Source organism: Dyella sp. CR10, assembly GCF_055814425.1.
In genome coordinates this window covers 4260260-4285777 of the sequence record NZ_CP185986.1, presented here as the reverse complement: position 1 = coordinate 4285777, position 25518 = coordinate 4260260, and the positions used below count along the sequence as shown (strand labels likewise).

At 67.4% G+C, this 25518-nt stretch carries 27 protein-coding genes; 18 read left to right on the top strand and 9 right to left on the bottom strand.

Annotation, left to right across the window (positions count from 1 at the left end; genetic code table 11):
* Positions 1-84: 84 nt before the first annotated feature.
* The 3 genes from ACNR9O_RS19365 (at position 85) to glmU (ending at position 2578) form a co-directional block, all read left to right on the top strand.
* Positions 85-510 carry a F0F1 ATP synthase subunit epsilon gene (locus ACNR9O_RS19365; protein WP_473685758.1) on the top strand — a complete coding sequence of 142 codons (426 nt, stop codon included), beginning with the start codon at positions 85-87 and terminating at the stop codon, positions 508-510.
* A 104-nt stretch (positions 511-614) separates the two neighbouring features.
* Positions 615-1166, top strand: coding sequence for a hypothetical protein (locus ACNR9O_RS19360; protein ID WP_473685760.1), 552 nt, complete (start codon positions 615-617; stop codon positions 1164-1166).
* A gap of 44 nt (positions 1167-1210) precedes the next feature.
* Positions 1211-2578 (top strand): bifunctional UDP-N-acetylglucosamine diphosphorylase/glucosamine-1-phosphate N-acetyltransferase GlmU, encoded by a 1368-nt coding sequence (glmU, locus tag ACNR9O_RS19355; protein WP_473685762.1) that lies wholly within the window; start codon positions 1211-1213, stop codon positions 2576-2578.
* Between the two features lie 71 nt (positions 2579-2649).
* Here glmU and ACNR9O_RS19350 read toward each other — a convergent pair whose 3' ends face one another.
* Entirely contained in the window at positions 2650-3642 is a 993-nt protein-coding gene (locus ACNR9O_RS19350) for a chorismate transformation FkbO/Hyg5 family protein (protein ID WP_473685764.1), read from the bottom strand.
* Positions 3643-3745: 103 nt separating this feature from the next.
* On the opposite strand from ACNR9O_RS19350, the gene ACNR9O_RS19345 reads away from it, so the two are divergent.
* The 7 genes from ACNR9O_RS19345 to ACNR9O_RS19315 all read left to right on the top strand — a co-directional run bounded on the left by ACNR9O_RS19345 (position 3746) and on the right by ACNR9O_RS19315 (position 9215).
* The gene (locus ACNR9O_RS19345; RefSeq protein WP_473685766.1) at positions 3746-4015 is read left to right on the top strand and encodes a phosphopantetheine-binding protein; all 270 of its coding nucleotides are present in this window, start codon (positions 3746-3748) and stop codon (positions 4013-4015) included.
* A gap of 70 nt (positions 4016-4085) precedes the next feature.
* A complete protein-coding gene (locus tag ACNR9O_RS19340; RefSeq protein WP_473685768.1) occupies positions 4086-4382 on the top strand; it encodes an ApeI family dehydratase in 297 nt (98 codons plus the stop codon).
* Complete coding sequence (locus ACNR9O_RS19335; protein WP_473685770.1) at positions 4379-5332, top strand: LpxL/LpxP family acyltransferase; 954 nt, start codon at positions 4379-4381, stop codon at positions 5330-5332. The genes ACNR9O_RS19340 and ACNR9O_RS19335 overlap by 4 nt, the downstream gene beginning before the upstream one ends.
* A complete protein-coding gene (locus ACNR9O_RS19330) occupies positions 5256-5900 on the top strand; it encodes a LolA-related protein (protein WP_473685772.1) in 645 nt (214 codons plus the stop codon). The genes ACNR9O_RS19335 and ACNR9O_RS19330 overlap by 77 nt, the downstream gene beginning before the upstream one ends.
* A 2-nt stretch (positions 5901-5902) precedes the next feature.
* Complete coding sequence (locus ACNR9O_RS19325; protein WP_473685774.1) at positions 5903-8230, top strand: MMPL family transporter; 2328 nt, start codon at positions 5903-5905, stop codon at positions 8228-8230.
* The gene (locus ACNR9O_RS19320; RefSeq protein ID WP_473685776.1) at positions 8214-8648 is read left to right on the top strand and encodes a hotdog family protein; all 435 of its coding nucleotides are present in this window, start codon (positions 8214-8216) and stop codon (positions 8646-8648) included. Before ACNR9O_RS19325 ends, ACNR9O_RS19320 begins: the two co-directional genes overlap by 17 nt.
* Before the next feature lie 60 nt (positions 8649-8708).
* The gene (locus tag ACNR9O_RS19315) at positions 8709-9215 is read left to right on the top strand and encodes a hypothetical protein (RefSeq protein ID WP_473685778.1); all 507 of its coding nucleotides are present in this window, start codon (positions 8709-8711) and stop codon (positions 9213-9215) included.
* A gap of 59 nt (positions 9216-9274) precedes the next feature.
* Here the strand turns inward: ACNR9O_RS19315 and ACNR9O_RS19310 are convergent, their stop codons facing one another.
* From ACNR9O_RS19310 to ACNR9O_RS19300, 3 genes are read right to left on the bottom strand one after another with little or no spacing between them, the layout of a single operon-like run.
* Positions 9275-10033 (bottom strand): glycosyltransferase family 2 protein, encoded by a 759-nt coding sequence (locus ACNR9O_RS19310; RefSeq protein WP_473685780.1) that lies wholly within the window; start codon positions 10031-10033, stop codon positions 9275-9277.
* Positions 10030-10827 (bottom strand): beta-ketoacyl synthase chain length factor, encoded by a 798-nt coding sequence (locus ACNR9O_RS19305; protein ID WP_473685782.1) that lies wholly within the window; start codon positions 10825-10827, stop codon positions 10030-10032. Before ACNR9O_RS19305 ends, ACNR9O_RS19310 begins: the two co-directional genes overlap by 4 nt.
* A complete protein-coding gene (locus ACNR9O_RS19300; RefSeq protein WP_473685784.1) occupies positions 10824-12017 on the bottom strand; it encodes a beta-ketoacyl-[acyl-carrier-protein] synthase family protein in 1194 nt (397 codons plus the stop codon). The genes ACNR9O_RS19305 and ACNR9O_RS19300 overlap by 4 nt, the downstream gene beginning before the upstream one ends.
* A gap of 133 nt (positions 12018-12150) precedes the next feature.
* Between ACNR9O_RS19300 and ACNR9O_RS19295 the strand changes: the two genes are divergently transcribed.
* Together ACNR9O_RS19295 and hemF are read left to right on the top strand one after the other, a co-directional pair.
* Complete coding sequence (locus ACNR9O_RS19295; protein ID WP_473685786.1) at positions 12151-12858, top strand: YdcF family protein; 708 nt, start codon at positions 12151-12153, stop codon at positions 12856-12858.
* A 78-nt stretch (positions 12859-12936) separates the two neighbouring features.
* A complete protein-coding gene (gene hemF, locus ACNR9O_RS19290) occupies positions 12937-13839 on the top strand; it encodes an oxygen-dependent coproporphyrinogen oxidase (RefSeq protein WP_473685788.1) in 903 nt (300 codons plus the stop codon).
* 37 nt (positions 13840-13876) lie between these two features.
* Here the strand turns inward: hemF and ACNR9O_RS19285 are convergent, their stop codons facing one another.
* Positions 13877-14542 carry a DUF4097 family beta strand repeat-containing protein gene (locus ACNR9O_RS19285; RefSeq protein WP_473685790.1) on the bottom strand — a complete coding sequence of 222 codons (666 nt, stop codon included), beginning with the start codon at positions 14540-14542 and terminating at the stop codon, positions 13877-13879.
* 145 nt (positions 14543-14687) lie between these two features.
* On the opposite strand from ACNR9O_RS19285, the gene gpmA reads away from it, so the two are divergent.
* Positions 14688-15431 (top strand): 2,3-diphosphoglycerate-dependent phosphoglycerate mutase, encoded by a 744-nt coding sequence (gene gpmA, locus ACNR9O_RS19280; RefSeq protein ID WP_473685792.1) that lies wholly within the window; start codon positions 14688-14690, stop codon positions 15429-15431.
* 107 nt (positions 15432-15538) lie between these two features.
* Complete coding sequence (locus ACNR9O_RS19275; RefSeq protein ID WP_473685794.1) at positions 15539-16072, top strand: CcdC protein domain-containing protein; 534 nt, start codon at positions 15539-15541, stop codon at positions 16070-16072.
* Positions 16073-16080: 8 nt separating this feature from the next.
* On the opposite strand, the gene glnK is transcribed toward ACNR9O_RS19275, so the two are convergent.
* Positions 16081-16419, bottom strand: a complete 339-nt coding sequence (gene glnK / locus ACNR9O_RS19270; RefSeq protein WP_473685796.1) for a P-II family nitrogen regulator — start codon at positions 16417-16419, stop codon at positions 16081-16083.
* 193 nt (positions 16420-16612) lie between these two features.
* Between glnK and ACNR9O_RS19265 the strand changes: the two genes are divergently transcribed.
* The 3 genes from ACNR9O_RS19265 to ACNR9O_RS19255 all read left to right on the top strand — a co-directional run bounded on the left by ACNR9O_RS19265 (position 16613) and on the right by ACNR9O_RS19255 (position 20660).
* Positions 16613-16870, top strand: coding sequence for an accessory factor UbiK family protein (locus tag ACNR9O_RS19265; RefSeq protein ID WP_473700676.1), 258 nt, complete (start codon positions 16613-16615; stop codon positions 16868-16870).
* A gap of 146 nt (positions 16871-17016) precedes the next feature.
* Complete coding sequence (locus tag ACNR9O_RS19260; RefSeq protein WP_473685798.1) at positions 17017-18516, top strand: YifB family Mg chelatase-like AAA ATPase; 1500 nt, start codon at positions 17017-17019, stop codon at positions 18514-18516.
* 338 nt (positions 18517-18854) lie between these two features.
* Positions 18855-20660 carry a cation:proton antiporter gene (locus tag ACNR9O_RS19255; protein ID WP_473685800.1) on the top strand — a complete coding sequence of 602 codons (1806 nt, stop codon included), beginning with the start codon at positions 18855-18857 and terminating at the stop codon, positions 20658-20660.
* 94 nt (positions 20661-20754) lie between these two features.
* Here ACNR9O_RS19255 and aceA read toward each other — a convergent pair whose 3' ends face one another.
* Together aceA and aceB are read right to left on the bottom strand one after the other, a co-directional pair.
* On the bottom strand, positions 20755-22059 hold the full coding sequence (gene aceA / locus ACNR9O_RS19250; RefSeq protein ID WP_473685802.1) for an isocitrate lyase: 1305 nt from the start codon (positions 22057-22059) through the stop codon (positions 20755-20757).
* 41 nt (positions 22060-22100) lie between these two features.
* Positions 22101-23699: a malate synthase A gene (gene aceB, locus ACNR9O_RS19245; RefSeq protein WP_473685804.1), complete on the bottom strand. Its 1599-nt coding sequence runs from the start codon at positions 23697-23699 to the stop codon at positions 22101-22103.
* A gap of 252 nt (positions 23700-23951) precedes the next feature.
* Here aceB and ACNR9O_RS19240 point away from each other — a divergent pair, with 252 nt between their 5' ends.
* Entirely contained in the window at positions 23952-24860 is a 909-nt protein-coding gene (locus ACNR9O_RS19240) for a LysR family transcriptional regulator (RefSeq protein WP_473700816.1), read from the top strand.
* Positions 24861-24882: 22 nt separating this feature from the next.
* Here the strand turns inward: ACNR9O_RS19240 and ACNR9O_RS19235 are convergent, their stop codons facing one another.
* The gene (locus ACNR9O_RS19235; RefSeq protein WP_473685807.1) at positions 24883-25518 is read right to left on the bottom strand and encodes a LysE family translocator; all 636 of its coding nucleotides are present in this window, start codon (positions 25516-25518) and stop codon (positions 24883-24885) included.

Below are 25518 nucleotides of genomic sequence, written 5' to 3'. Positions count from 1 at the left end.
GACCGCGCCAGGGGAGCGGAGCGCCGTCGCGCCCCGTTCCCTGACCCCCGATCCCGAGTTCCCGTCGAGCAGAGCGAGACAGACATGAGCCATACCCTTCGAGTCGACATCGTCAGCGCCGAGGCCGAAATCTTCCACGGCGAGGCGACGATGGTGATCGCCACCGGCGAAATGGGCGAGCTGGGCATCGCGCCCCGCCACGCGCCGCTGATCACGCGCCTGAAGCCGGGCCACGTCGACGTGGTGCTGGCCAATGGCGAGCGCCAGCAGTTCTGGGTGTCCGGCGGCATTCTGGAAGTGCAGCCGCAGGTGGTCACGGTCCTGGCCGACACGGCCGCCCGCGCAGCGGACCTGGACGAGGCCGCTGCACAGCGCGCCAAGCAGGAGGCCGAGGAAGCACTGGCCAACCGCACCGACGCCGAGGAGATCGCCGACGCCCAGGCCAAGCTGGCACAGGCGCTTACCCAACTGCAGGCGCTGGAGCGTCTGCGCAAGAACCTCAAGCACTGAACCTGAAGCCGTCCCGGCGGCTCAGGAAAATGCCAAAACGCCGGCCTTGTGCCGGCGTTTTCGTTTGGGCATGTTCTGGGCTCGTGCCCACGAAGGAACTGCGCATGACCAGGACGTTTCGTGCCGTTGCCCTATCGCTCGTGGTGGCGCTGTGCGGCTGCGGCCATGCGCCGTCGCGGATTCCGCCGCCTCCTTCCTCAGGCGCTGCGAGTTGGCGACCGGTGCTGCCTGAGGGCACGAGCCGGTACCAGCTCGCGATCGGCCAGGTATCCAGCGGCGCGGTGGCGGAGCACCGCGTTACGCCGGTCTATCCGCCGTCGCTGCTCCAGCGTTGCCCGCCGCCGGCGGAAGTGCGCGCCTTGCTGATCGTCGATGTCGCCGGAAAGGTCGATGACGTGCGCGTCGATGGCGAGGCCGCGGTCGATGCGGATCGGCGCCTCTTTATCGATGCGGTGAAGACGGCGGCAAGGCAGTGGGAGTTCATGCCTTTGAAGGTCGACCGCTGGGCGGCGGACGCCAATGGCGAAAGCCACGTGGTCGACAGCGAAACGCGGCCGTTCAGCCTCGCCTACGATTTCCGCTTCGAATGCCACGCGGGTGCGGCGCGCGTCACGAGTGGCGATGCTCCGTCAGCCGCCGGTCATGGATCGAAATAGTCCGCTGCTATCCTGCCCCGCTGACCAGGTCCGACGGTAACGCCATGAAGAACATGCCCCTGCACGTCATCGTCCTCGCCGCCGGCGAGGGCAAGCGCATGAAATCCAAGAAGGCGAAGGTGCTGATGCCTCTGGCAGGCCGGCCGCTTCTGGCGCATGTGCTGGCCGCCGCGCGCGCGCTGTCCTCGGAACAGATCCACGTCGTCTACGGCCACGGCGGCGACCAGGTCCTCGCCGCTTTCGACGGTCAGCCGGATCTGCGCTGGGTGCTGCAGGCAGAGCGGCTCGGCACCGGCCATGCGGTGGCGCAGGCGCTGCGCGACGTGCCGGACAACGCCGCGGTGCTGGTGCTGTATGGCGACGTGCCGCTCACCCGGCCGGATACCTTGCGCCGGCTGGTGGACACCGATCAGGCGCTGACCGTGCTCGCCACGCGCGTGGCCGACCCGAAGGGTTATGGCCGTGTACTGCGCGACGAACAGGGCTTCGTGCGCGCCATCGTCGAAGAGAAGGACGCCAACGACGAACAGCGTGCGCTCGACCTGATCAACACCGGCATCGTCGCCGCGGACGCCACGTCGTTGAAGCGCTGGACCGCGAAGCTGGACCGCAACAACGCGCAGGGCGAGTACTACCTCACCGACATCTTTGCGATGGCCGCGGCGGAAAGCCGCCCGGCGTTGTGCGTGGAATGCGACGACGAAATGGAAGCGGCCGGCGCCAACAATCCCTGGCAGCTAACCGAACTCGAAGCGGTCTACCGCCAACGCGCGGCCAAGGCGCTGGCGCTGGAGGGCGTACGCATCGCCGACCCCGCGCGTATCGACGTGCGCGGCAGCGTGACCGTGGAGCACGACGTCGATATCGACATCGACGTGATCCTGGAAGGCGACGTCCACTTGGGCGAAGACGTCCGCATCGGCGCGTTCTGCCGCCTGAAAGACGTGCGCCTTGCCGCCGGTACCGTGGTGCAGCCGCACTGCGACCTGGAAGGCGTAGTCACCCATGGACCTTGCACCATCGGCCCATTCGCCCGCCTGCGCCCTGGCACCGAACTGGCCGCCGGCGTGCATGTCGGCAACTTCGTCGAGACCAAGAAAGCGCGCCTGGGCGAGGGCAGCAAGGCCAACCATCTGACCTATCTCGGCGACACGGTCATCGGCAGCAAGGTCAACATCGGTGCCGGCACCATCACCTGCAACTACGACGGCGTGAACAAGAGCGTCACCCAGATCGACGATGGTGCATTCATCGGCTCCAACACCTCGCTGGTAGCGCCGGTGCGCGTGGGCGAGAACGCGACCATCGGCGCGGGTTCGGTGATCACCAAGGACGCCCCAGCTGGCGAACTGACCATCGCACGCGGTCGGCAGTCGACGCTGCATGGCTGGACACGGCCGACAAAGAAATAAGCCGCGGCACCGTACTTGTCAGACGGCGCGCGGTGCATCGCCGCTGGCATTGTTGGAAGCGGCAACGCCGCTTACGCGTAGCGCCAGCCGTCGATCTCCACCAGGAGTTCGCGGCGACAGACGTCGCCGTGCAGCAGCAGTACCGGTACACCGGGCAAGCGCGAGCGCAGGAACGCCAGCACGCCCGGAGCATCCACTGGGTGTCGCACATAGGCCTTCAGCGGCGAATGCGTATCGAAGCCCGCAGGCAGGCCGGCATGGGCCAGCAGCGTTTCCAGGTTGGCCATGGTTTCGGCCAGCTGCGCATCCAGGTCGTCGACATGCGCGGAACGATGGCCCACGACCGCCGCGGTGCCGGAAATGGCCAGCACGTCCTGCGCCGGCAAGGCCATGGCGCGCGCAAAGCTCGGCGGCGTGCGCCCGTACTGGCGCGGATACTGCCAAGCGCTGACCTGGCGCGGATTTTCCACGCGGACGCCGGGCACCTCGCAGGCCAGCAGATAGACCAGCAGCGAATGCGGCCCGGCGTGATGACCGATGGCGGTCGCAGCCGGAAAACCCTCGCCGAAGAACTGGTCCATGCCAGTGGCGCGCCCCTCGCAGAACAGCTTGTAGCGCTCGGCGTCGCCCTCGCCCTGATTGATGTCGTCCAGGTAGTTCCAGATGCGCTGCACATGACGCTCACCGCGCTGCGCCAGGAAGTCGCGCAACTGGTCATAGGCCGCGCGCGCCGTCGCCAGCGGGCCGCCATGCTCGCGCTCGTCCAGTTCCGCCGCGAGAAACAGCCAGCCCGCGCCGGCGGACCAGCGCAGGTCGCCGGCGCGGCCATGTTCGACGGGGCCGTCCACCTGCCATACCTCCAGCGGCGCCAGGGCGTCGAGACATTCGAGGGGAACGGTGAGATAGCGGGGGTCGTCGCCGCGCGGCGCGCCGGCGCCGAAACCGAAGACCGCCAGCGTGCCGGCATCGGCCAGCACGTCAGCCAATGCTTCGTGGCGATAGGAGACCCGGGGAGCCCGCGGCGCGAGAGACGTCGACTGTGCGCTTTCTGAACCGGTAGCCATGCACCTAACCAGGGACGACAGGGGCGCTATGTTACACTCGCCGGCCATGCCGCTCAGGGGAGGCATGACCGCGACAGCAAGCACGGCGCAGTACGGAACGAGCATGGCAGAACAGACCACGGCACAACATGAACTGGCGACCCTGATCGTCAAGAGCCTGAACCTGGACGCGATCGAGCCCGCTCAGATCAACCCGGAGGCTCCGTTGTTCGGCGGCGATCTTGGCCTGGATTCCATCGATGCGCTGGAAATCGCGCTGGCGGTGTCCAAGCAGTACGGTTTCCAGCTGCGTTCCGACAACCCGGACAATCAGCAGATCTTCGCCAACCTGCGCTCGCTTTCCGAACACATCCAGACGCACCGCACGGTCTGAGCGTCGCCATGATGCCCGGCGTGCAAGGCATCATTCCTCCGTCGCTCTCCAGGCGCCTGCCGGTGGCCGTATGACCTCGTCCTACCGCGCTTCCTTCCAGATCGACCCCGAACATCCCTGTTTGCCTGGGCATTTCCCCGGCCATCCGCTGGTGCCCGGCGTGCTGCTGCTGGAGCAGGTCGCGCAGGCCCTGCGCGCCTGGCGCGGGCAGCGAGTGGCGCGGGTGGCCGAAGCAAAGTTCGTCGCCCCGCTGTTGCCCGGCGAAATGGCGGAAGTGACTTTGAGCGATAACGGCACGCGCGTGCGCTTCGACATCCGCCGCGACGATACCGTGCTGGCGCGTGGCGTGATCGAGGGCGCGCCGTGAGCGTGCACTGGCAGAGCCGTCCGGAGGGCGGCGGCCGTTTCGCGCTCTGGCTGATCCGCAGTATCGCGCTATATGGCGGCCGCGGCTTTGCGCGCCTGTTCCTTCACCCGATCACCCTCTATTTCTATCTGCGTCGCAAGCCGGAACGCGAAGCTTCGCGCCAGTTTCTCGCGCGCGTGCTGCCAGGCCGCGTGAGCATCTGGCAGGTGATGCGCCATATCCACTGCTTTGCCGCCACGATGCTGGATCGAGTGTTCCTGCTCGCGCGCGGCGAGCGGGGCTTCAACATCGCCATCGAAGGACTGGACGCACTGACCGAACGCATCGGCCGCGGCCAGGGCGTATTGCTGTTCGGTTCGCACCAGGGCAGTTTCGAGGCATTGCGCGCGATCAGTTCGCGCCGGCCCGACGTGCCTTTGCGCGTGCTGCTGGACAAGCAGAAGACGCCGGCCCTCACCGAACTGCTCGAAGCACTGGCGCCGGATATCGGCGACAAAGTGATCGATGCTTCGCGCGACGGCGCATCCGTGGCCTTGCAGATGGCCGAAGCCTGCGCGCAGGGTGCGATGGTGGCGTTGCTGGCCGACCGCGGCCGCGAGCATGAGGTGCTGCGACGCGTGGATCTTCTCGGCCAGCCGGCGCCGTTTCCGGTCAGTCCGTGGCTGCTCGCGCATACGCTGCAGGTGCCGGTGGTGCTCTGCTTCGGCCTGTACCTGGGCGGCAATCGCTACCGGCTGGTGTTCGAGGCCTTCGCCGATCGCGTGGCGATCCCGCGCCAGGATCGTGCCGCGGCGCTGGACGCGGTCATCGCGCGTTACGCACGCCGCGTCGAGCATTACATTCATGAAGCCCCTTACAACTGGTTCAACTTCTATGACTTCTGGCAGCAAGACACGCGCGCTCCTGCTCGGCCTGAGCCTGTCGTGCTGGATGGGCACGGCGGCGGCTGAAGGGGAGGGCGAGGCGCAGGCGCTGATCGCCTCGCTGGGGCGTCCCGCGCCCTCGCGTACCGCCTTCGCGGAAGCCCGCTTCATGAAGGTGCTGGATCAGCCGCTGGTCGTGTCGGGCGAGCTGTCCTGGCTCGGCGGCGATCGCCTGGAGCGCCGCGTGGAGCGTCCGAGCCAGGAGGTCTCCACGATCGCCGATGGCGAGGTCACGCAGCAGCGCGAAGGACGCAAACCGCGCAGTTTCTCGCTGAAGCGCGCGCCGCAGCTGCAGGTATTGCTCGATAGCTTCGTGGCGCTGCTCGGAGGCGATGCCTCGCGGCTGAACCAGGCCTTCGACGTGGGCGTCGAGCACCGCGCCGATCGCTGGACGCTCACGCTGACGCCGCGCGATGCGCGCGTAGCCAAGGCCATTGCGCGTATCCAGGTCGATGGCGAAGGCAAGGAGCCTCGTTGCATGCGCATGGAAGAGGCGGACGGCGATCTGTCGGTCGATCTGCTCGGCGAACTCGCCGGGCGCATGCCGGCAGCGCCGACGCGGGATGCCTTGTCCGCGTTGTGCAAGGGCGGCTGAGCATGTCGCGCAGGGGGAGGACGCTGTTGCTCGCGGTCTGGCTGCTGGCGCTGGCCGGGCTTGGCGCGCTGGTGGCGCAACGGCTCAAAGTCAGCTCGGACCTGCGCGACTTCATGCCCACGCCTGCCACTTTCGAGCAACGCCTGCTGATGGAGCAGATCGGCGACGGCCCGGGTTCGCGCCTGCTGCTGCTGGCAATCGACGGCAAGGACGACGCCACCCTCGCGGCGCTCAGCCAGGGGCTGGCGGCGGCATTGCGCCAGGATCCGCGCTATGCGCAGGCGCTCAACGGCAGCTTCGATCTCGCCGCCCTCGACGAAAGTCTGCTGCCCTACCGCTATCTGCTGTCCCCGACGCTCGATACGGAGCATTACGACGAATCGTTCCTCGCCGACCAGCTGGCGCAGCGTCTGGACGACCTCTCCTCGCCGGCGGCCAGCCTGCTCAAAGGCTGGCTGCCGCGCGATCCTACCCTGGAGACGCTGAAACTCGCCGAGCGCTGGACCCCAGCGAGTTCGCCGCCGATGCGCGACGGCGTGTGGTTCTCGCCGCAGGGCGAGGCGCTGCTGGTGGTGCAGACGCATGCCGCCGGCTTCGATCCTGCCGCGCAAAGCGAAGCGGTGGCCGGCATCGAACGCCGTTTTCATGCCTTGCCGGGCAGCTCGGGCGCGCGGCTCATCGTCAGTGGTCCGGGCTATTTCAGCGTGGTGGTAAGCGAGCAGACGCGCACGCAGGCCGAGTGGATCGGCAACGTTTCCACCGTCGGTTTCGTCCTGCTGCTTCTGCTGGCTTACCGCAGCATCGGTTCGCTGCTGCTCTTGGCCTTGCCGATCGCCAGCGCGGCGCTGGCGGGTATCGCCGCGCTGGTGCTGCTGTTTTCGAAAGTGCACGGGATTACGCTGGCTTTCGGCTTCACCTTGCTCGGCGTCGCACAGGAATACCCCATTCGCCTGCTTAGCCATCGCCGCGCGGGTGAAGACGCCGTGGCCAGCGTGCGCGGCTTGTGGCCATTGCTGCTGACGGCGATCGCGTCGGCCTGCATCGCCTATCTCGCGTTCTATGCCTCAGGCGTCAATGGCCTGAAACAGCTCGCCGCGTTCACCATCGCCGGGCTGCTGGTGGCCGGGTTCTGTACGCGCTATCTGCTGCCGCATCTGCTGCCGGTGCGCGTTCGCGACGTAGCGGACATGCCATGGCTGGTGCGCGCACGCCGCTTCTTCGACCGCTTGCCGCGTCCGCGTTGGCTGCCTGCCGCGGTGGCCGCCGCCATCGTGCTGGTGCTGGCGTTCGCACCCGGTCCGTTCTGGCAGAACAATCTGGCTGCGCTGACGCCGCTGCCGCAGGACCTGTTGCAGCGCGACGGGCGGTTGCGCGAAGCGCTCGGTGCACCGGATGTGCGTTACCTCCTGGTGTTGCGCGCGCCGGATGCGCAAGACGTACTGCGCTTGTCCGAGCGACTCGAGCCCAAGGTCGATGCACTGGTGGCACAGCGTGCCGTGGATGCGATCGAGCTGCCTTCACGCTACCTGCCAAGCATCGCGACGCAGCAGGCGCGTCAGCGCGCATTGCCTGGGCGTGCCGAACTGCAAGCCGCGCTCGAACAGGCATCGCACGGCATGCCGTTCCGCAAGGACCTGTTCGCGCCGTTCGTGGATGACGTGGAGAGGGCGCGAGGCCTTGCGCCGCTGACGCCCGATGCCTTCGCCCGAAGTGCCGTGGGGCAGCGTCTCGGCAGCATGCTCGTGGCACGCGAAGGCCAGTGGCTTGGCCTGGGGACGGTGAGCGGCGTGCATGATGTCGTCGCGCTGGAGGCCTTGGCGAAAGGCAGCGGCGGCGCCGTGCAACTGCTCGATCTGAAACAGGCTTCCGAATCGCTGGTGGCCGATTACCGCACGCGCATCCTGCACGCGCTGATCATCGCCACGGTGTTGCTGGTGCTGACGATCGCGTTCGCCCTGCGTGGTCTGCGGCGTGCCTGGCATGTGCTGGCGCCGATGACGCTGGCAACCTTTCTGGTGCTGGCGGTGGAGCGTCTGGCGGGCGTGGAGATTTCATTGTTCCACCTGGTGGCGCTGATCCTCGCCGCCGGCCTGGGACTGCATTACGCATTGTTCTTCGAACGCGATACCGGCGACGCGGCGGAGCAGCGGCGCACGTTGCATGCCACGCTGGTGTGCGTGGCGTCGGCCCTGCTGGTGTTTGGCATGTTCGCCTGGAGCAGCATTCCGGTATTGCGCGCGATCGGCCTGACGGTGAGCCTTGGCGTCGCTTTCCACTTCTGTCTTTCCACCCTGATGGCGCCGCATGCCGACCATGCTCGACAAGACTGACTGGGCCCATCTGATTCCGCACGCGGGCGACATGTGCCTGCTCGATGCAGTGCTCGCCTGGGACGAGCACCGCATTCACGCGATCAGCGCGAGTCATGCGCAAGCCACCCATCCATTGCGTTCCGCGCAAGGCCTGCACGCCGTGCATCTGGCGGAATATGGCGCGCAAGCGATGGCGGTTCACGGTGCGCTGCTGGCGCGGGCCGAAGGTGTGGAGTCGGCGCGGCCGGGACGCCTGGTCAGCCTGCGTGACGTGGCGCTGGAGGTCGAATACGTGGCAGCGGAGAACGGACAGCTGGAGGTGCATGCCGAGCGCCTTTATGCGGACGGCTCCGGCGCGCAGTATGCGTTTCGCATCCTGCAGGGGGCGCGCCAGCTCGCCAGCGGCCGCGCGGCCGTTCTGTACGCCACGTCATAGGCTTGCTGCATACTTGCACGCCCGGGACGATCCGGGGTTTTCAGGACAGGGAGCAACACCATGCGCAAGTCGTTCTATGTGGCCGCCGCCGTGCTCGGCCTGTGGCAGTCCGCGCACGCCGCCGACGCCGTCACCATTCAGCAGAAGATCCCGTATAACGAAGATGCGGAAATCGCCGCGTCGGTAAAGCACGAATGCCTGCTGGACGAGCACCTCGCCGAATATGTGGTCAAGTACGGCAGTGCCAGGGGCGTCAAGGTCGAAACCGCACCAGAGGTAGCTTCTGGCGGTGCCGGCCGCGTGCTGGTCATGGAGATCACCGGTGCCGTGTCCGACGGCAACGCCTTCATGGGCCATCACAAGTCGATGTCGGTGAAAGGGAAGCTGTACCAGGACGGTCAGCTCGCGGCGAGCTTCAAGGCCAGGCGCGTCACCATGGGTGGCGCATTCGCCGGCTTCAAGGGCAACTGTTCGGTGCTGGATCGCGCGAACCAGGCCCTGGGTGAAGACATCGCCGGCTGGCTGGCGCAGCCGAAGATGGACGCCATGCTGGGCGACCTGGAGTAAGCGGGATCGCGCGGTGCCGCGTGACGCGGCACCGCGCGCTGACCGATGCGCGAGTTTCCTCAGGTCACGGCTGCGTCGAAAACGACCGGCCCGCCAGCGCGTGAACGCCGGTAGCTCGACCATACATCGCCATAGTGCAGCACGCGGTTCACCGTATAGCTGGTGATGCGCAGCACGTCGCGCACCGGGTTGAAATGGCTGATGCGGAAATGGCCCTGATAGCGCGAAGCGATGGGTACCGACGCCACGTTCAGGCCTTTCTCGCGGCAGGCGGCGATGAGGATGGCCGCTTCGAACACGAAGTTCTCCGCCGGCAGATCGACCAGGTCGAGCGCGGCACGGGGATACCAGCGCTGGCCGCTCTGTGTGTCGACCACCGGCTGGGCACAGGCCCAGGAAATACCCCAGTCGGCGAACGCGTTGGCGAAGCGGCGCGCCTTGGGTTGTTGCGCTTTGTCGAGCAGGCGTGCGCCGATCACGATGTGATTGGGATGGCGCTGCGCGGCGGCGGCGATGCGCGGCACGTCGCTGGCCAGGTGCTGGCCATCGCCGTCCATGGTCACCACGGCATCGAACCCCTGGCGCAGTGCTTCGCGAAAACCGGTGCGCAGAGCTTCGCCCTTGCCGCGGCGCTGCGGATGACGCAGCAGGGTGACCGGCAGTTCGCCGACGATCTGCGGCGTGCGGTCGTCGGAGCCATCGTCCACTACGAGCACCGGCACACCCAGTGCGAGCGCCGAGGTGATGACGTCCTTGATGGCTGCCTCTTCATTGAGGCAGGGGATGAGCACGCACCAGCGTGCAGCCAGGGAATTCAAGCGACGTTCTCCAGGTGAATATCCAGGCCGAGCGTTCCTGCCGCGGCCATGAGGCAATGGCGTCCGTGACCGGCCAGCAGCGCCAGCAGCGGCCAAGCCGCCGCCGCCGTTGCGTTGGCTTCGAGCTCGCCGCGCGGTGGCCGCGCCACGGCAGCTTCGGACGCCGCATGCGATGAAAGGGTGAGGGACAGATGAGCGAGGCTGCGCGCCGAGGCTTGCGGGGCGAGCACGAGCGCGCAGGCGAAGGGTTCGGTACTGCCGGTCATTTCCGCCAGCGCGCCGGCGCCCGCCACGTCGCTGCAGACCAGCAGCACCGGCCGTTCGTCGGCGATGGCCTGCAGCGCCGCTTCCAGCAGTCCTGCTCCCATGCTGTCGCGCCATGCGCAGACGGCCGAGGACGGAGCGTGGCAGCCCGTCGCGATGGTCCAGTAGCCGGCCGGCGCGTTGTGCACGGAGTTATGGAAGCGCGTGGGCGAAAGTTCGGACGGCGCGCGCGCCAGCGTCTCGCACATGTAATCGGTGATGGCCTGGTCGCCGAAGGCCGAGCCGAATACGCACGCCAGTTCATCGGGCGCGCGTCTGCTCATGGCGACGGCTTGGCCCGCCACTTCGACGGCCAGCAGCACGCTCTCGGGGGCGCGGCGCCGTTCGTTGGGCGGCAGGGTCACGGCGGCGGGACGTGCGGCGGGTTCCGGCGCGGATGCACCATCCAGTCGTGCGCGCAACGCGGCGAAATTCGCCAGCCTGGGCGACCACAGGCCGACGCCTTCGACATGGACGCGCATCGTGTTCATGCCGCGGCTCCGAACGCCAGGCAGGCGTTGTTGCCGCCAAAGCCGAAAGAATTGCTCAAGGCGATGCGCACGTCGCCATGCTCGTTGCTCCACGCGAATTGCGGACCGCAGGCCGGATCGGGATCGTCGGCGCCCAAGTTGCCGGGCACCAGGCCATGCTCGATCGCCAGTAGCGCCACCGCCGCCTCCACGATGCCCGCGGCACCCAGGGTATGTCCGGTGAATCCCTTGGTGGAGCTGGCGCGTGTGGCGGCGGGAAAGAGGCGCGCGACCAGGGCGGCCTCTACTTCGTCGTTCTTCAGGCTGGCCGTGCCGTGCAGATTGATGTAATCGACCTGCGCCGGCTGCAGTCCAGCGCGCTGCAGCGCGTCGCGCAACGCGAGTTCCGCGCCGAGCCCTTCCGGATGCGGCGTGGACATATGGTGTGCATCGCTGGATTCGCCGTACCCGAGCAGGCGCGGCGCCGCGGCGTTCGCTTCGGCGCGCTCCAGGAGAGCGAAACCGGCCGCCTCGCCGATGGAAAGGCCGCGTCGCGCACGGTCGAACGGACGGCAGGCATCGGGTGAGACCAGTTCCAAGGCATTGAAGCCGTACAGCACGCTGCCGCACAACGTATCCACGCCGCCGACGACCGCCGCGTCCACCAGGCCGAGACGGATCATGCGCTCGGCGCTGGCGAACACCTTGGCGCTGGAAGAGCAGGCGGTGGAGACGGTGAGCGCCGGCCCACGCAGGCCCAGGGCACCCGCGGCGAACGCCACCAGCGAATGCGGCACGTGCACCCCTGCACGGCGCAGATCCGCCGGGACGCGACCGTTGTCCAGCCGCTGGTAGGCCTCCTCGGTGGCGCCGATGCTTGCCGTGGAGGTGCCCAGCACCACCGCGACACGATCCGCACCGTAGCGCTCCACTGCCTGGGCTACGCGTTCGGCGAAGCCGTCCTGCCGCAGCCCCAGCCAGGCGAGGCGGTTGTTGCGGCATTCCCATGCGGCAAGGGGCGCGGGCAAGGCGGCGCCTTCGATGCCATCCACCCGGCCGATCCAGCATGCCAGCGGCTCGCTACCGAAATCGTTGGGGCGCAGGCCGGTCTGGAAGCGCTCGAGCGCGCGCAGGTGAGCATCGAGTCCGCGGCCCAGCGAGGACGTCGCGGTATAAGCGCTGACGGCGAGTGGTTGAATGGGTGCGGGCATCGCGGGAGCCTAACGATGGGCCGCTGGCAGTGCCTAGTGCGGCTGGTTCTTGCGTTCATCTTTGCGCCCTTTTTAATCCATTGCGGCTTTCATAAGCCTTGCCCACACTGGCGCCCTTTGCGGATCGGAAGCCGTGTCCTCCCTGCTCGCCTCCCTCAAGCGCGGTCCGTGGCGCCATCTGCGCGACCGCGATTTGCTGCATGCGGCAGTGGTCGCGGCGCTGGCGGTCGTGCTCAGCCTGGGCCTGGTCTGGCTGGCTTACCTGGTCTACGTGTGGCGCATTGCCGCGCGCAGCCCGGTGTCTCCGCCGGACCGGCGCGACCTGCTGGTATTCGGACGTCGCCTGGTGGGAGATCGGCCGGAACACGATTACCAGCAGCGCCTGCAGCGTGCGCTGGCCTTGGCCGACGCCGGCCTGGCCGGGCGATTGCTGCTACTGGGCGGCTGCAGCGGCGGACGTCTCAGCGAGGCCGCCGCTGGCGCGGCCTGGCTGCGCGCGCACGGCCTGCCTGCCGGCATCGCCTTGACGCTGGAACAAGCCTCCACCGATTCGCTCGACAACCTGCGTCACGCACGCAGCCTGCTGCGCGAAGAAGGGCGCGAAGGGCTCCCGCCGGTCGCGCTGATCACCAGCCGCTATCACCTGCCGCGCTGCCTGCTGCTGGCGCGCTGGCTGGGTTTTGCGGCGAGCGTGCCGGTGGCGGCGGAATCCCGCCTGCGCGTGGATCGCCGCATCGCCTTCCGTCTGCTGGCCGAATCGGCTTACGTCATGTGGATCGACCTGGGTTTGCGCTGGGCACGCCTGGCCGGCCATGCCCGCCTGGGCCTGCGGATGCGCTGAGCAGCGACGCCAGGCCGCATCGGCGCTTGCGTGGCGGCTTGCTAAGCTCTGCCGGTCCCCACGCCAAGCGAGCATGCGATGAGTCAGCAAGCCGACCGAGCCGAACATTTCCTGCGCGAACTGCAGGACCGTATCTGTGCCGCGATCGAACGGCTCGATGGCGGGACAACGTTCGTCGAGGACGCCTGGACGCGTCCGGCCGGCGGCGGCGGTCGCACCCGCGTGCTGCGCGAAGGCAAGCTGTTCGAACAGGCCGGCGTGAATTTTTCCCGCGTGCACGGCAACCAGCTGCCGCCCAGCGCGACCGCGCACCGCCCGGAACTGACCGGCGGCAGTTTCGTGGCCACCGGCGTGTCCCTCGTGCTGCATCCGCGCAATCCCTATCTGCCGACCACACATGCGAACGTGCGTTATTTCGAGGCGGGTAAGGACGGCCTGGAGCCGGTGTGGTGGTTCGGTGGCGGTTTCGATCTGACGCCGTTCTATCCGTTCGACGAAGACGTGATGCATTGGCACAAGGTGGCGCACGACCTGTGCGCACCGTTCGGCGACGACGTCTACGCGCGCTACAAGAAGTGGTGCGACGAGTATTTCTATCTGAAGCACCGCGGCGAGACGCGTGGCGTCGGCGGCCTGTTCTACGACGATCTCAACGAGGGCGGGTTCGAGCGCTGCCTCGATTTCACCAAGGCGGTGGGGCAGGGCTTCCTCGATGCGTACCTGCCGATCGCCGAGCGCCGCAAGGACACGCCCTATGGCGAGCGCGAGCGGGAATTCCAGCTGTACCGCCGCGGACGCTACGTGGAGTTCAACCTGGTCTACGACCGCGGCACGCTGTTCGGCCTGCAATCGGGTGGACGCACCGAATCGATCCTGATGAGCCTGCCGCCGCGCGTGCGCTTCGAATATGCGTACGCACCCGAGACCGGCTCGCCGGAAGCGCGGCTGGCGGAATACCTCAAGCCGCGCGACTGGGTCTGAGCGACGGACGGCACTGTGGCCGTCCGCCACGGCATCGTCAGTCGTCCGACGGCGGCACCTCGCCGGAGAACTTCGTCGGCGTCGCCCCCTTGACCGGGCCGATCTGCGCGCTGTCGCTCACCTGCAGGATCACTTCGCGGCGGAATTCCAGCGTGCCCTGCACGACGGCGTGCGGGCCGATCACGACGTGTGGCGGGCGATTGCTGCTGCTGTTGAACCAGCCGCCGGGCTTGTCCACCAGGATGCCGCCCTCGACACGCGAGTTGGCGCCGACATAGATGCTGCCGCTGACGGTTTCGATACCGCGGGCAGCATGCGCGCCATCCAGGCTGATCCGGCCGTTGACGTTGCCGAGCTTGCCGGCCACATCGGCACCCTTCTCGAGGCGGATGGCGCCATTGGTGGTGCTCACCTCGCCGCTGACTTTCGTGCCCGCGCCGAGCGTCACCGCACCGTTGACGGTTTCGACCGAGGTCGCCTGCGCCTGCGCGCCCAGCTCCACCGAGCCGTTCACGGTGCTGGCCTTCTGCACCACGGCGCGCTCGCCGACATGCACCGAGCCGTTGACCGAGCTCACGTCGCCAGCCTGCTGGCCGGCCTCGACGCGGACCGCGCCATTGATCTTGTCGATGTCGTTGTCCCGCGCATGCGCCGCCAAGGGCAGGGCGAGGACGAGAGCCAGGGTGAGCAAGGTACGGCGCATGACGGGGAACTCCCTTGGGTGAATGTCCTACGTAGGATGCGCCCCGGCTCCCAAGGGTTGAGCATGACCTTCGACAGGGGCGGATTTGACGGGCACCGGGCCGGCCTTCACCATTCCACGTCTTTCCCGCAGCCACCCGATAGCCATGCACAAGCTCGTTCTGATCCGCCACGGCCAGTCTCAGTGGAACCTCGACAACCGCTTCAGCGGCTGGGCCGACGTCGACCTTACCGCGCAGGGCATGGACGAAGCCAAGGAGGCCGGCCGCCTGCTGAAGGAAGCCGGCTACAGCTTCGACGTGGCGCATACCTCCGTGCTCAAGCGCGCCGTGCGCACGCTGTGGGGCGTGCAGGACGAGATGGGCCTGATGTGGATTCCGGTGGTCACCGACTGGCGTCTCAACGAGCGCCACTACGGCGCGCTCACCGGCCTCAACAAGGCCGAGACCGCGGCCAAGTTCGGCGAGGACCAGGTGAAGATCTGGCGCCGCAGCTACGACATCCCGCCGCCGGCACTGGCGCGGAGCGAGAACGAGTCGGTCAACGACCCGCGCTATGCGTCGCTGGATCCCAAAGACATCCCCGATACCGAATGCCTCAAGGACACCGTGGCGCGCGTGCTGCCGTACTGGCACGAAGTGCTGGCGCCGGCGATCAAAGCCGGGCAGCGCGTGGTGGTGGCCGCGCACGGCAACTCGCTGCGCGCGCTGGTGAAGTACCTGGACAACATCTCCGACGAGGCGATCGTCGAGCTGAACATCCCCAACGGCGTGCCGCTGGTCTACGAATTCGACGAGCAGCTCAAGCCGCTGCGCAGCTACTACCTGGGCGACGCCGACGCCATCGCGGCAAAGATGGCCGCCGTGGCCAACCAGGGCAAAGCCAAGTAAGGGCGCGTGCGGGTGACACGCGTCACCCGCGATGGCTGCGCCGCGTCAATCGCCGCGCGACCGGGCCACGGCTAGGCTGTCTCCATCTTCACCGCGAGCGATCCGCCATGGCCCCGAATGTGATTCCCGCCCTGATGATTCCGTTGATGGCATTCGCGATGTACCGGCGCGTGCGCGGCAACTTCGGGCCGCAGCCGATCCGGCGCAAGCGCATGATCGCGCGCATCGTCGTCTTCGTCGTCCTCGCTGGATTGCTGGCGCTGACCGGCTTGTACAACCCCATGCTGCTGGTGGGGCTGGCGGCGGGCATCGCCGGCGGCGCGGCGCTGGGCATGGCCGGCCTGCGCCTGACCCGCTTCGGGCAGAACGAGCGCGGGGTCGATGTGTATATCCCCAATCCATGGATCGGCGGCGCGCTCACCGTGCTGCTGATCGGCCGCCTGGCCTGGCGCTTCCTGGTGGCGATGCCGCAGTTGCATGATCCCGCCATCGCCACCCACGCGCCGCCGATGGGCAACAGCCCGCTCACCCTGGCGGTATTCGGGCTGATGGTGGGCTATTACCTGGTCTATTACGCCGGGTTGCTGGTGCATCACGGACGCTTCCAGCGCGAACGCGGCCTCACCGTGGCCGCGGATTGAACGGGCGCTCAGAGCGCGTCGTTGTCCAGCTCGCCGGTGCGGATGCGGATGACCTGCTCCAGCGCGCTGACGAAGATCTTGCCGTCGCCGATCTTGCCGGTGCGGGCGGCCTGGGAGATGGCCTCGACAACACGGTCCAGCTGCTCGTCCGCCACGGCGACTTCCAGCTTGATCTTGGGCAGGAAGTCGACCACGTACTCGGCGCCGCGATAGAGCTCGGTATGGCCTTTCTGACGGCCGAAACCCTTCACTTCGGTCACGGTGATGCCCTGCACCCCCACCTCGGCCAGCGCCTCGCGTACGTCGTCGAGCTTGAAGGGTTTGATGATCGCCACCACCAGCTTCATGGGTTTTCCTCGTTGCAGGGCTGCCGGGCGGATTCCGGGCCGGAAAAAGCGCATTTTGCCCGTCGCCGGGCGGCTTTGTCGCCTGTGATGACGGCGTGTAGGAAAATCCCTACAGATTTCAGCGGAGCAGGCCGATGGCGCACAAACTGAGCATTTACTTAGACTTCTCCCCGACGAGTTCGAGGTGCCGTCCATGATGGATCGGCGGGACATTGATCAGCTTGCCCTACGACTTGCCTCGTTGGTTTCGCCAGGATTGGCACAGGCGCATGAGGACCTCCGCGCCAACTTTTCAGATGTCCTGGCGCAAGGATTGCGCCGCCTCGACCTAGTCACCCGCGAGGAGTTCGACGTCCAGAGCCTCCTGCTCGCACGTACGCGAGCCAGGGTGGAGGAATTGGAGCGGCGCGTCGCCGATCTGGAGGCGCACGCCGCATCGCGCGGGGGCTAGTCCATCTCCCTCCCGGGAGCCGTCCCCGGTCCGTCACCCTCACCCCGAGAACGACCGGGGGCGGTCATTTTCTGCGTCTGCCGAAGGGAGTCGCCCATGTTCCAATCCGGCCGCGACTGGCGCCAGCCCCGGGAACTGTCCGCCGCATGAGTCTTGCCGTCACCCTCAGCCGTGCCCAGGAGGGTGTGGCAGCGCCCCAGGTGATGGTGGAAGTACACCTTTCCGGCGGACTGCCGGGCACCAACATCGTCGGGCTGCCCGAGGCGGCTGTGCGCGAGGCGCGCGACCGGGTGCGGGTGGCGATCCAGAACACGGCGTTCGAATACCCCAATCGCAGGGTCACGGTAAATCTGGCGCCGGCGGAGCTTCCCAAGGACGGTGGCCGTTTCGATCTGGCCATCGCCCTCGGCATCCTCGCTGCCGGCAACCAGGTGCCGCGGGAGCGGCTGGATAACTGCGAGTTTCTTGGCGAACTGGCGCTGTCCGGTTCGTTGCGTGGCGTCTCGGGCGTGCTGCCGGCGTTGCTGCGTGCCCGCGCCCGCGGCCGCAAGGTGGTGGTGCCCCGCGCGAATGCCGCCGAGGCCGCGCTGATTCAGGATGCCGACGTGCGCGTGGCCGACACGCTGGCCGAAGTGTGCGGCTGGCTGCGTGGCGCGGAGGATTTGCCGACGCCCACGGCGGCCGCGCTGGCGGATGACGCCGGAGATGGTCCCGACCTGATCGATGTGCGCGGCCAGCGGCATGCTCGCCGGGCGCTCGAGATCGCGGCCGCCGGTGGTCACCATCTTCTTCTGATGGGGCCGCCCGGCACCGGCAAGACCATGCTGGCCGAACGTCTGCCCGGCATCCTGCCCCCGCTGACAGAGTCCGAAGCGTTGGAGACCTGCGCCGTGCTGTCGGTGGCCGGGCAGCCGGTGGATCCCTCGCGCTGGCGCCGCAGGCCGTTCCGGGCGCCGCACCATACCGCCTCGGCGGTCGCCCTGGTCGGCGGCGGCTCGCAGCCTCGGCCCGGGGAGATTTCGCTGGCACACCACGGCGTGCTGTTCCTGGACGAGTTGCCTGAGTTCACCCGCCACGTGCTGGACGTGCTGCGCGAGCCGCTGGAATCGGGGTCCATCGTGATTTCACGCGCGGCGCGGCAGTCGACGTTTCCCGCGCAATTCCAGTTGGTGGCGGCGATGAATCCCTGCCCATGCGGCTATGCCGGCGACCCGCGCGAGCGCTGCCGCTGCACGCCGGACCAGATCCAGCGCTATCGCGGACGCGTGTCCGGTCCTTTGCTGGATCGCATCGACCTGTGCGTGGACGTGCCGCGGCAGCCGCTCAGCGAACTGAGCGCGGCGCGCGGCGAGCAGGACGAGGACTCCGCCACCGTGCGCGCCCGCGTGGCGCAGGCGCGCCAGCAGGCACTGCAGCGTGCCGGCCGCGCCAACGCGGAGATCAGCAGCCGTGAGCTGGAACGCGACTGCGCGCTGGGGCCGGCCGAACGGGCCTGGTTCGAAAGCGCGCTGGAGCGCCTGGGGCTGTCCGCGCGCGCCTATCACCGCACTCTGCGGGTCGCTCGCACCATCGCTGACCTGGACGGGGGCGCAGCGTCCCTGCAGCGGACCCATCTGGCCGAAGCCTTGCAATACCGGCGTTTCTGAGCGCCCTTGGGTGATCGCGCCCTCGCGGTCGCGGCCCCGGATTAAAAAAGATTCATCTTGAAAACAGGAATTTTTGTACCGGCAAGTATTGACTCGTCCGAGTCAGTCCGTAATATCTGCACCGACGAGTTCTCTTATGGACTCCGTCCCCGCCCCCCCGGTATCGGTCCCTCCCTCCCTCCCCCCGTCCGATACCGGGGGCTGGCCTTTTTCTTGAGGCTTTACCCTCGTCAGGGTTTCGGATATCTCCGATGGCGTCGTTCCAGGTGCTGTCGGGACACTGCGCGCCCCGCGGCGCGGCCGAACGCAGGCGCCAGCCACTCGATGAGGGATCGCGAATGAGTACGCTCCAACTCAGCCTGATGCTCGCAGGCATGCTCGGCATCGGCTTCCTGGCGCAATGGCTGGCCTGGCGCGTGCGCCTTCCAGCGATCCTGTTTCTGCTCCTGGCGGGCATCCTGCTCGGTCCGGTCGGCGGTGTGCTGCATCCGGACAAGCTGCTCGGCGATCTGCTGTTTCCGGTGGTATCGCTGGCCGTCGCGTTGATCCTGTTCGAAGGCAGCCTGACTCTCCGCTTCAGCGAGCTGCCCGGCATTGGCCATGCCGTGCGTGGCCTGGTCAGCTACGGCGCGGTGGTGGCGCTGGTGCTGCTGGCGGCCGCGGGCCATTACCTCGCCGGCCTGCGCTGGGAGATCGCCTGGCTGTTCGGCGCCCTCACCTGCGTGACCGGCCCGACGGTGATCGCGCCGATGCTGCGTACGGTGAGGCCGAATGCGCGCATCGCCAACACCTTGCGCTGGGAAGGCATCGTGATCGATCCGCTCGGGGCGCTGTTCGCGGTGCTGATCTACGAAGCCATCGTCTCGCACCATCAAGGGCGCACCATTGGTGTGTTCCTCGCCACCATCCTGTGCGGGAGCGTGGTCGGCGCGGTGGCGGCGTGGGTGATGGGCATTCTGCTGCGCCGCCAGCTCATCCCCGACTACTTGCAGAACTACGGCGTGCTGGCCGCGGTGCTGCTGGCCTTCTGCATCTCCAACGCGATTGCGCACGAATCGGGCCTGCTGACGGTCACCATCATGGGCATCGCGTTGGGCAACATGCGCGGCGTGCACATCGACGACATCCTCGATTTCAAGGAAAGCCTCACCACGCTGCTGGTGTCGAGCCTGTTCATCCTGCTGGCGGCGCGCCTGGAATGGCCCTTGCCGGACGGCATGCTCTGGGCGGGTATCGCGATCTTCGTGGTTGCGCAGGTCATCGTGCGTCCGGTGACCGTGGTCGTGTCCAGCATCGGCAGCGCGCTCACCTGGCGCGAGCGCGCGCTGATCGCCTGGGTGGCGCCGCGCGGCATCGTGGCGGCGTCGGTGTCCGCGCTGTTCGCGCTGAAACTGGAAGCCCTGGGCATGGAGGATGCCACCGCGCTGGTACCGCTGGTCTTCATCCTCATCATCGGCACGGTGGTACTGCAGAGCGCGACGTCACGGCCACTGGCGCGCTGGCTGAAAGTCGCCGAACCCGATCCGAATGGTGTACTGGTGTTCGGTTCGGACGACATCGCTCGCGCGATCGCCAAGGCGGTGAGCGACGCCGGCTTCCGGGTGGTGCTGGCGGACGACGAATGGGATGGTGTGCGCGCCGCACGCATGGAGGGATTGAACACCTTCTACGGCAACCCGGCATCCAGTTATGCCGAGCGCAACCTGGATCTGACCGGCATCGGCGTGCTGCTGGCGCTGTCCACGCATCGCGAGCGCAACTCGTTGGTGTGCGTGCATTACCGCCAGGAGTTCGGGCGCGACAAGATCTATCTGTTGCGCAATCTTCCTCCGGAAGACACCCACACCCGCGCCGCGCTGGCCGGCAACCTGCTGGCGCCTCCACTGTTCGACGACGAGATGACCCATGCGCGTTTCGCCGAGCTGCTGGAGCAGGGCTGGCGCATCAAGTCCACGCGCCTGACCGCCACGTTCGACTGGCCGCATTTCATCGAACAGTACGGCTCCGGCACGGTGCTGCTGTTCGGGGTGGACGACAAGGGCGCATTGCGCGTCGCCAGCGCGCATCGCCGGCTGGAGCCGCGCCAGGGCTGGCTGGTCATCGCGCTGGTGCTGCCGGAGGCGCCGCAGACACCTGAGGCTTGAGTGCAGGGCCCCTGCGCGGCGAGCGCCGACAGGATGAGTCTGTCGGCGCTCGCGCCAGCCTCCATGCCGGCGATATGCTGGTCCGGACGGGGAGTCAGGCGGCGGAGGCGTGGCGAGTCGCGTGGAACTGCGCTTCCTCGGTGGAGCCCTTCAGCGCTGTCGTAGACGATTGCCCCTGCTGGATGGCCTGCGTCACCTGATCGAAGTAGCCGGTACCCACTTCGCGCTGGTGCTTCACCGCGGTGAAGCCGCGTTCGGCCGCGGCGAACTCGCGCTCCTGCAACTCCACGAAGGCGCTCATCTGGCGACGCGCATAGCCGTGCGCGAGGTCGAACATGCCGTAGTTGAGGCTATGGAAGCCGGCCAGCGTGATGAACTGGAACTTGTAGCCCATCGCGCCCAGTTCCTTCTGAAACCTGGCGATGGTCGCGTCGTCGAGGTTCTTCTTCCAGTTGAAGCTCGGCGAGCAGTTGTAGGCGAGCAGCTTGCCCGGGAACCTGGCGTGGATCGCCTCGGCGAACTTGCGCGCCTCCTCCAGATTCGGCTTGCTGGTCTCGCACCACACGAGGTCCGCGTAAGGCGCATACGCCAGGCCGCGACTGATCGCCTGCTCCAGTCCCGGGCGCACGCGGAAGAAGCCTTCGACGGTGCGCTCGCCGGTGATGAACGGCTTGTCGTTGTCGTCGAAGTCGGAGGTGAGCAGATCCGCTGCATCGGCATCGGTGCGCGCCACCAGCAGCGTCGGCACGCCCAGCACGTCGGCTGCCAGACGCGCCGCAGTGAGCTTGTCGACGGCTTCGCGGGTCGGCACCAGCACCTTGCCACCCATATGACCGCACTTCTTCACGGACGCGAGCTGGTCCTCGAAGTGCACGCCCGCGGCACCGGCCTCGATCATCGCCTTCATCAGTTCGAAAGCGTTGAGCACGCCGCCGAAACCGGCCTCCGCATCGGCCACGATCGGCACCATCCAGTCGATCTCGTCGTTGCCCTCGGCGTGGTGTAACTGGTCGGCGCGCAGCAGGGTGTTGTTGATGCGCTTGACCACCTGCGGCACGGAGTTGGCCGGATACAGCGACTGGTCCGGGTACATCTCGCCGGCGAGATTGGCATCGGCCGCGACCTGCCAGCCGCTGAGATAGATGGCCTTGAGGCCGGCTTTCACCTGCTGCATGGCCTGGTTGCCGGTCAATGCGCCGAGCGCGTTGACGAAATCGTCCTGCTGCAGTGATTTCCACAGCCGCTCGGCGCCGTGCCGGGCGATCGAGTGCTCGACCGGCACCGTGCCGCGCAGGCGTGCCACGTCGTCGGCGCTGTAGTGGCGGCGGATGCCGTTCCAGCGCGGGTTGTTCGTCCAGTCGAGCGCGATCTGTTCGGCGGTGGGAAGAGCGTTCTTCATGGGATGACTCCAGTCGCTAATGGCTTCAAGGCGATCGCCGTTCAGGCGAGGCGGTCGTAGGCGGGCAGAGTGAGAAAGTCGCCCAGCTGATCGGCATGCGTGAGCGTGGCCAACAGGTCGGCCGCCTCGTCGGCACGCGCCGCGCCGGGATGCGTGCTGGCGCGCAGGCGATGGGTGTGGGCGGCGAGCGCCTGCTCGAACAGCGCGATATCGATCGGCGCGTGATCGGTGAACTCGACGGCGCCGTGATGCAGCCATTGCCACAGCTGCGCGCGGGCGATTTCGGCGGTGGCGGCATCCTCCATCAGGTGATGGATAGGCACGCAGCCCAGGCCGTCCAGCCATGCCGCCGTGTAGCGCAGGGCCACTTCTACGTTGTTGTCGAAGCCGGCACGGCTGATCGAACCGGCACAGGGCGCGATCAACTGGTCGCGCGTCACCTGCACGTCGGCGCGGGTCACGTTGACCTGGTTCGCCGATGGCATGTACTTGTCGAAGATTTCGCGCGCCACCGGCACCAGCGCTGGATGCGCGACCCAGGTGCCATCGTGGCCGGCTTGTACCTCGCGCAGCTTGTCGGCGCGCACCTTGGCCATCGCCGCCTCGTTGGCCGCGTCGTCGCCCTTGATCGGGATCTGCGCGGCCATGCCGCCCATGGCGAACGCGCCGCGGCGATGACAGGTCTGGATCAGCAATTCCGAATAGGCCTTGAGGAACGGCACGGTCATCTGCACCTGGCCGCGCTCCGGCAGCAGGCGGTCGCGATGGGCGCGGAAGGTCTTCAGGTACGAGAAGATGTAGTCCCAGCGGCCGCAGTTGAGACCCACCGCGCGTTCGCGCAACGCATGCAGGATTTCGTGCATCTGGAACACGGCCGGCAGCGTTTCGATCAGCACGGTGGCCTTCATGCAGTGCGCCGGCAGGCCCAGTTCGTCCTCGGCGGCGGACATCACGTCGTCCCACAGTGCGGCTTCCTCCATGGCCTCGAGCTTGGGCAGGTAGAAGTACGGGCCGCGGTCGCGTGCCTGCAGGGCGCGTGCGTTGTGGAAGGCATACAGACCGAAATCGACCAGCGCGCCGGACATCGGCTCGCCGTCCACCGTGAGATGGCGCTCCGGCAGATGCCAGCCGCGCGGCCGGACCACCAGCACCGCCGGATCATGCCCCACGCGGTAGGTCTTGCCCTCGGGGGAGGTGTAGCCGATGGTGCCGTCGACGGCGTCGCGCAGATTGATCTGGCCATCGAGCTGGTTGGCCAGGGTCGGCGCACTCGAATCCTCGAAGTCGGCCATGAACACCTTCGCGCCGGAGTTGAGCGCGTTGATGATCATCTTGCGCTCCACCGGGCCGGTGATCTCCACGCGGCGGTCCTGCAGAGCGGACGGAATACGGGCGACGGTCCAATGGCCTTCGCGGATCGCGGCGGTATCGGCGCGGAAATCCGGCAGCGCGCCAGCGTCGTAGCGGGCCTGGCGCTCGCGGCGGGCCGCGAGCAAGGCGAGCCGGCGCGCGTTGAAACGGCGGTGCAGGCCGGCCAGGAAGGCCAGGGCCTCAGGGGTGAGAATCTTCTCGTGGCCGGCGCCGATCCGGCCCAGGATGCGAGCGGGCAGCTCGGACAGGCGTTCTTGTGGGACAGCCATGGCGACCTCCGTGATGACGTTGGGATGACACTAGGTCGCGGAGGCTGGCTTTGACAAAGCGAATGTTTCAATCTTAGATATTGGCAATGCTAATGATTTATATAACTTATTGAGATATAAGCCTTGTCGAAAGCGTCAGACAAGCTGAACAAGCCTCGTAAGGGCCGCAAGACGGTCCCGAGACGTCGCGCCGGCGATGTTGCCGCCGAAGGGGCGGCGCGCTTCTACTACAAGGGCAACCGGCAGAAGCAACTGCGAGCGTTCGTCTATACGGTCAAGCTGGGCACGCTGACCCGCGCGGCAGAGGCGCTGTATCTGTCTCAACCCAGTGTGAGCCTGCAGTTGCAGGCCTTGGAGCGGGAACTGGGCATGCGGTTGCTGGAGCGCAGCCGGCGGCGCATCAATCTCACCGATGCGGGCGAGGCTCTATACGAGCTGGCACGGCCGCTGGTGGAGGGCTGGGAATCGCTGGACCGCGATTTCCAGGCCAAGGTGAAAGGCCTGCAGAGTGGCAGGCTGACCATCGCCGCGGGCACCTCCACCATCCAGTACCTGCTGCCGGATCTGGTGCGCCGCTATCGCGAGCGGTTCCCGGCCGTGCAACTGCAACTGGCCAATGTCACCGGCAAGGATGGGCTCGCCCTGCTGCGGGCGGATGAGGCCGATTTCGCCGTGGGCTCGATGCTGGACGTTCCCAATGACATCGCCTGGGCGCCGGTCTATCACTACGATCCGATGCTGATCACGCCGCCGGATCATCCGCTCGCGGCCAAGGCCGAGATACGGCTGGAGGATCTCTCCCCTTATGGACTCATCCTGCCGCCGCAGCGCCTGTCCACGTACCGGCTGGTCGACCTGGTATTCCAGCAACGCCAGGTGCCGTACCACGTGGCGATCGAAGTGGGCGGCTGGGACGTGATCAAGGAATACGTCGCCATGGGCCTGGGCATTTCCATCGTCACCGGCATCTGCATCACCGGCGCCGATCGCGCGCGCCTGGCCGTGCGCAATCTGCGCCAGTACTTCCCGCAACGCGCCTATGGCGTGGTGATGCGCAAGGGCAAATTCCTCAGCGCCGAAGCGCGGGCGTTCATCGATTTGATCCGCCCAGGATTACTCACGCACCGCGATTACGACGAGCCGGGACATTCGGAGCGCTGAAGCGGGCCGCGCCTTGCGGAAATTACTGCTGGCGCTGCATCGCGAGCCGGATGCCGAAGCCCAGCAGCACCGTGCCGCAGACGCGATCCATCCACTGCCCCGCGCGCGGACGCGTGTCCAGCACGCGATGCACCTGGCCGCCGAGCAGCGCCAGCACCATCGACCATACGAAACCGACGGCGATGAAGCTCAGCCCCAGCACCGCCAGGCCCAGCTGCGGATGCGGCGCCTGCATGGACACGAACTGCGGCAGGAACGCCAGGAAGAACAGCGCCACCTTGGGATTGAGCACATTGGTGAGCATGCCCTGGCGAAAGGCCGCACCGAGGCCGCGGCCACGCGTGGCTGTCGGTGCGCGCGTGCCTTGCCTGGACAGCAGCATGCGCAGGCCGATCCACACCAGATAGGCCGCGCCGAGGTACTTCAGTGCGGCGAAAGCCTGCGCCGATGTCATCAGGATCGCCGAGATGCCCAGCACCGCTGCCAGCGTGTGCACGATGCAGCCGGCATTGATGCCCAGTACCGCAGCCATGCCCACGGCGCGTCCTTCCCGGCCGCTGCGAGCGAGGATGTAGAACGTGTCCAGGCCCGGCGTCAGCGCCAGCGCGATGCAAGCGAGGACGAAGGCGCCGAAATGCTGAATGCCGAGCGCGTCCAT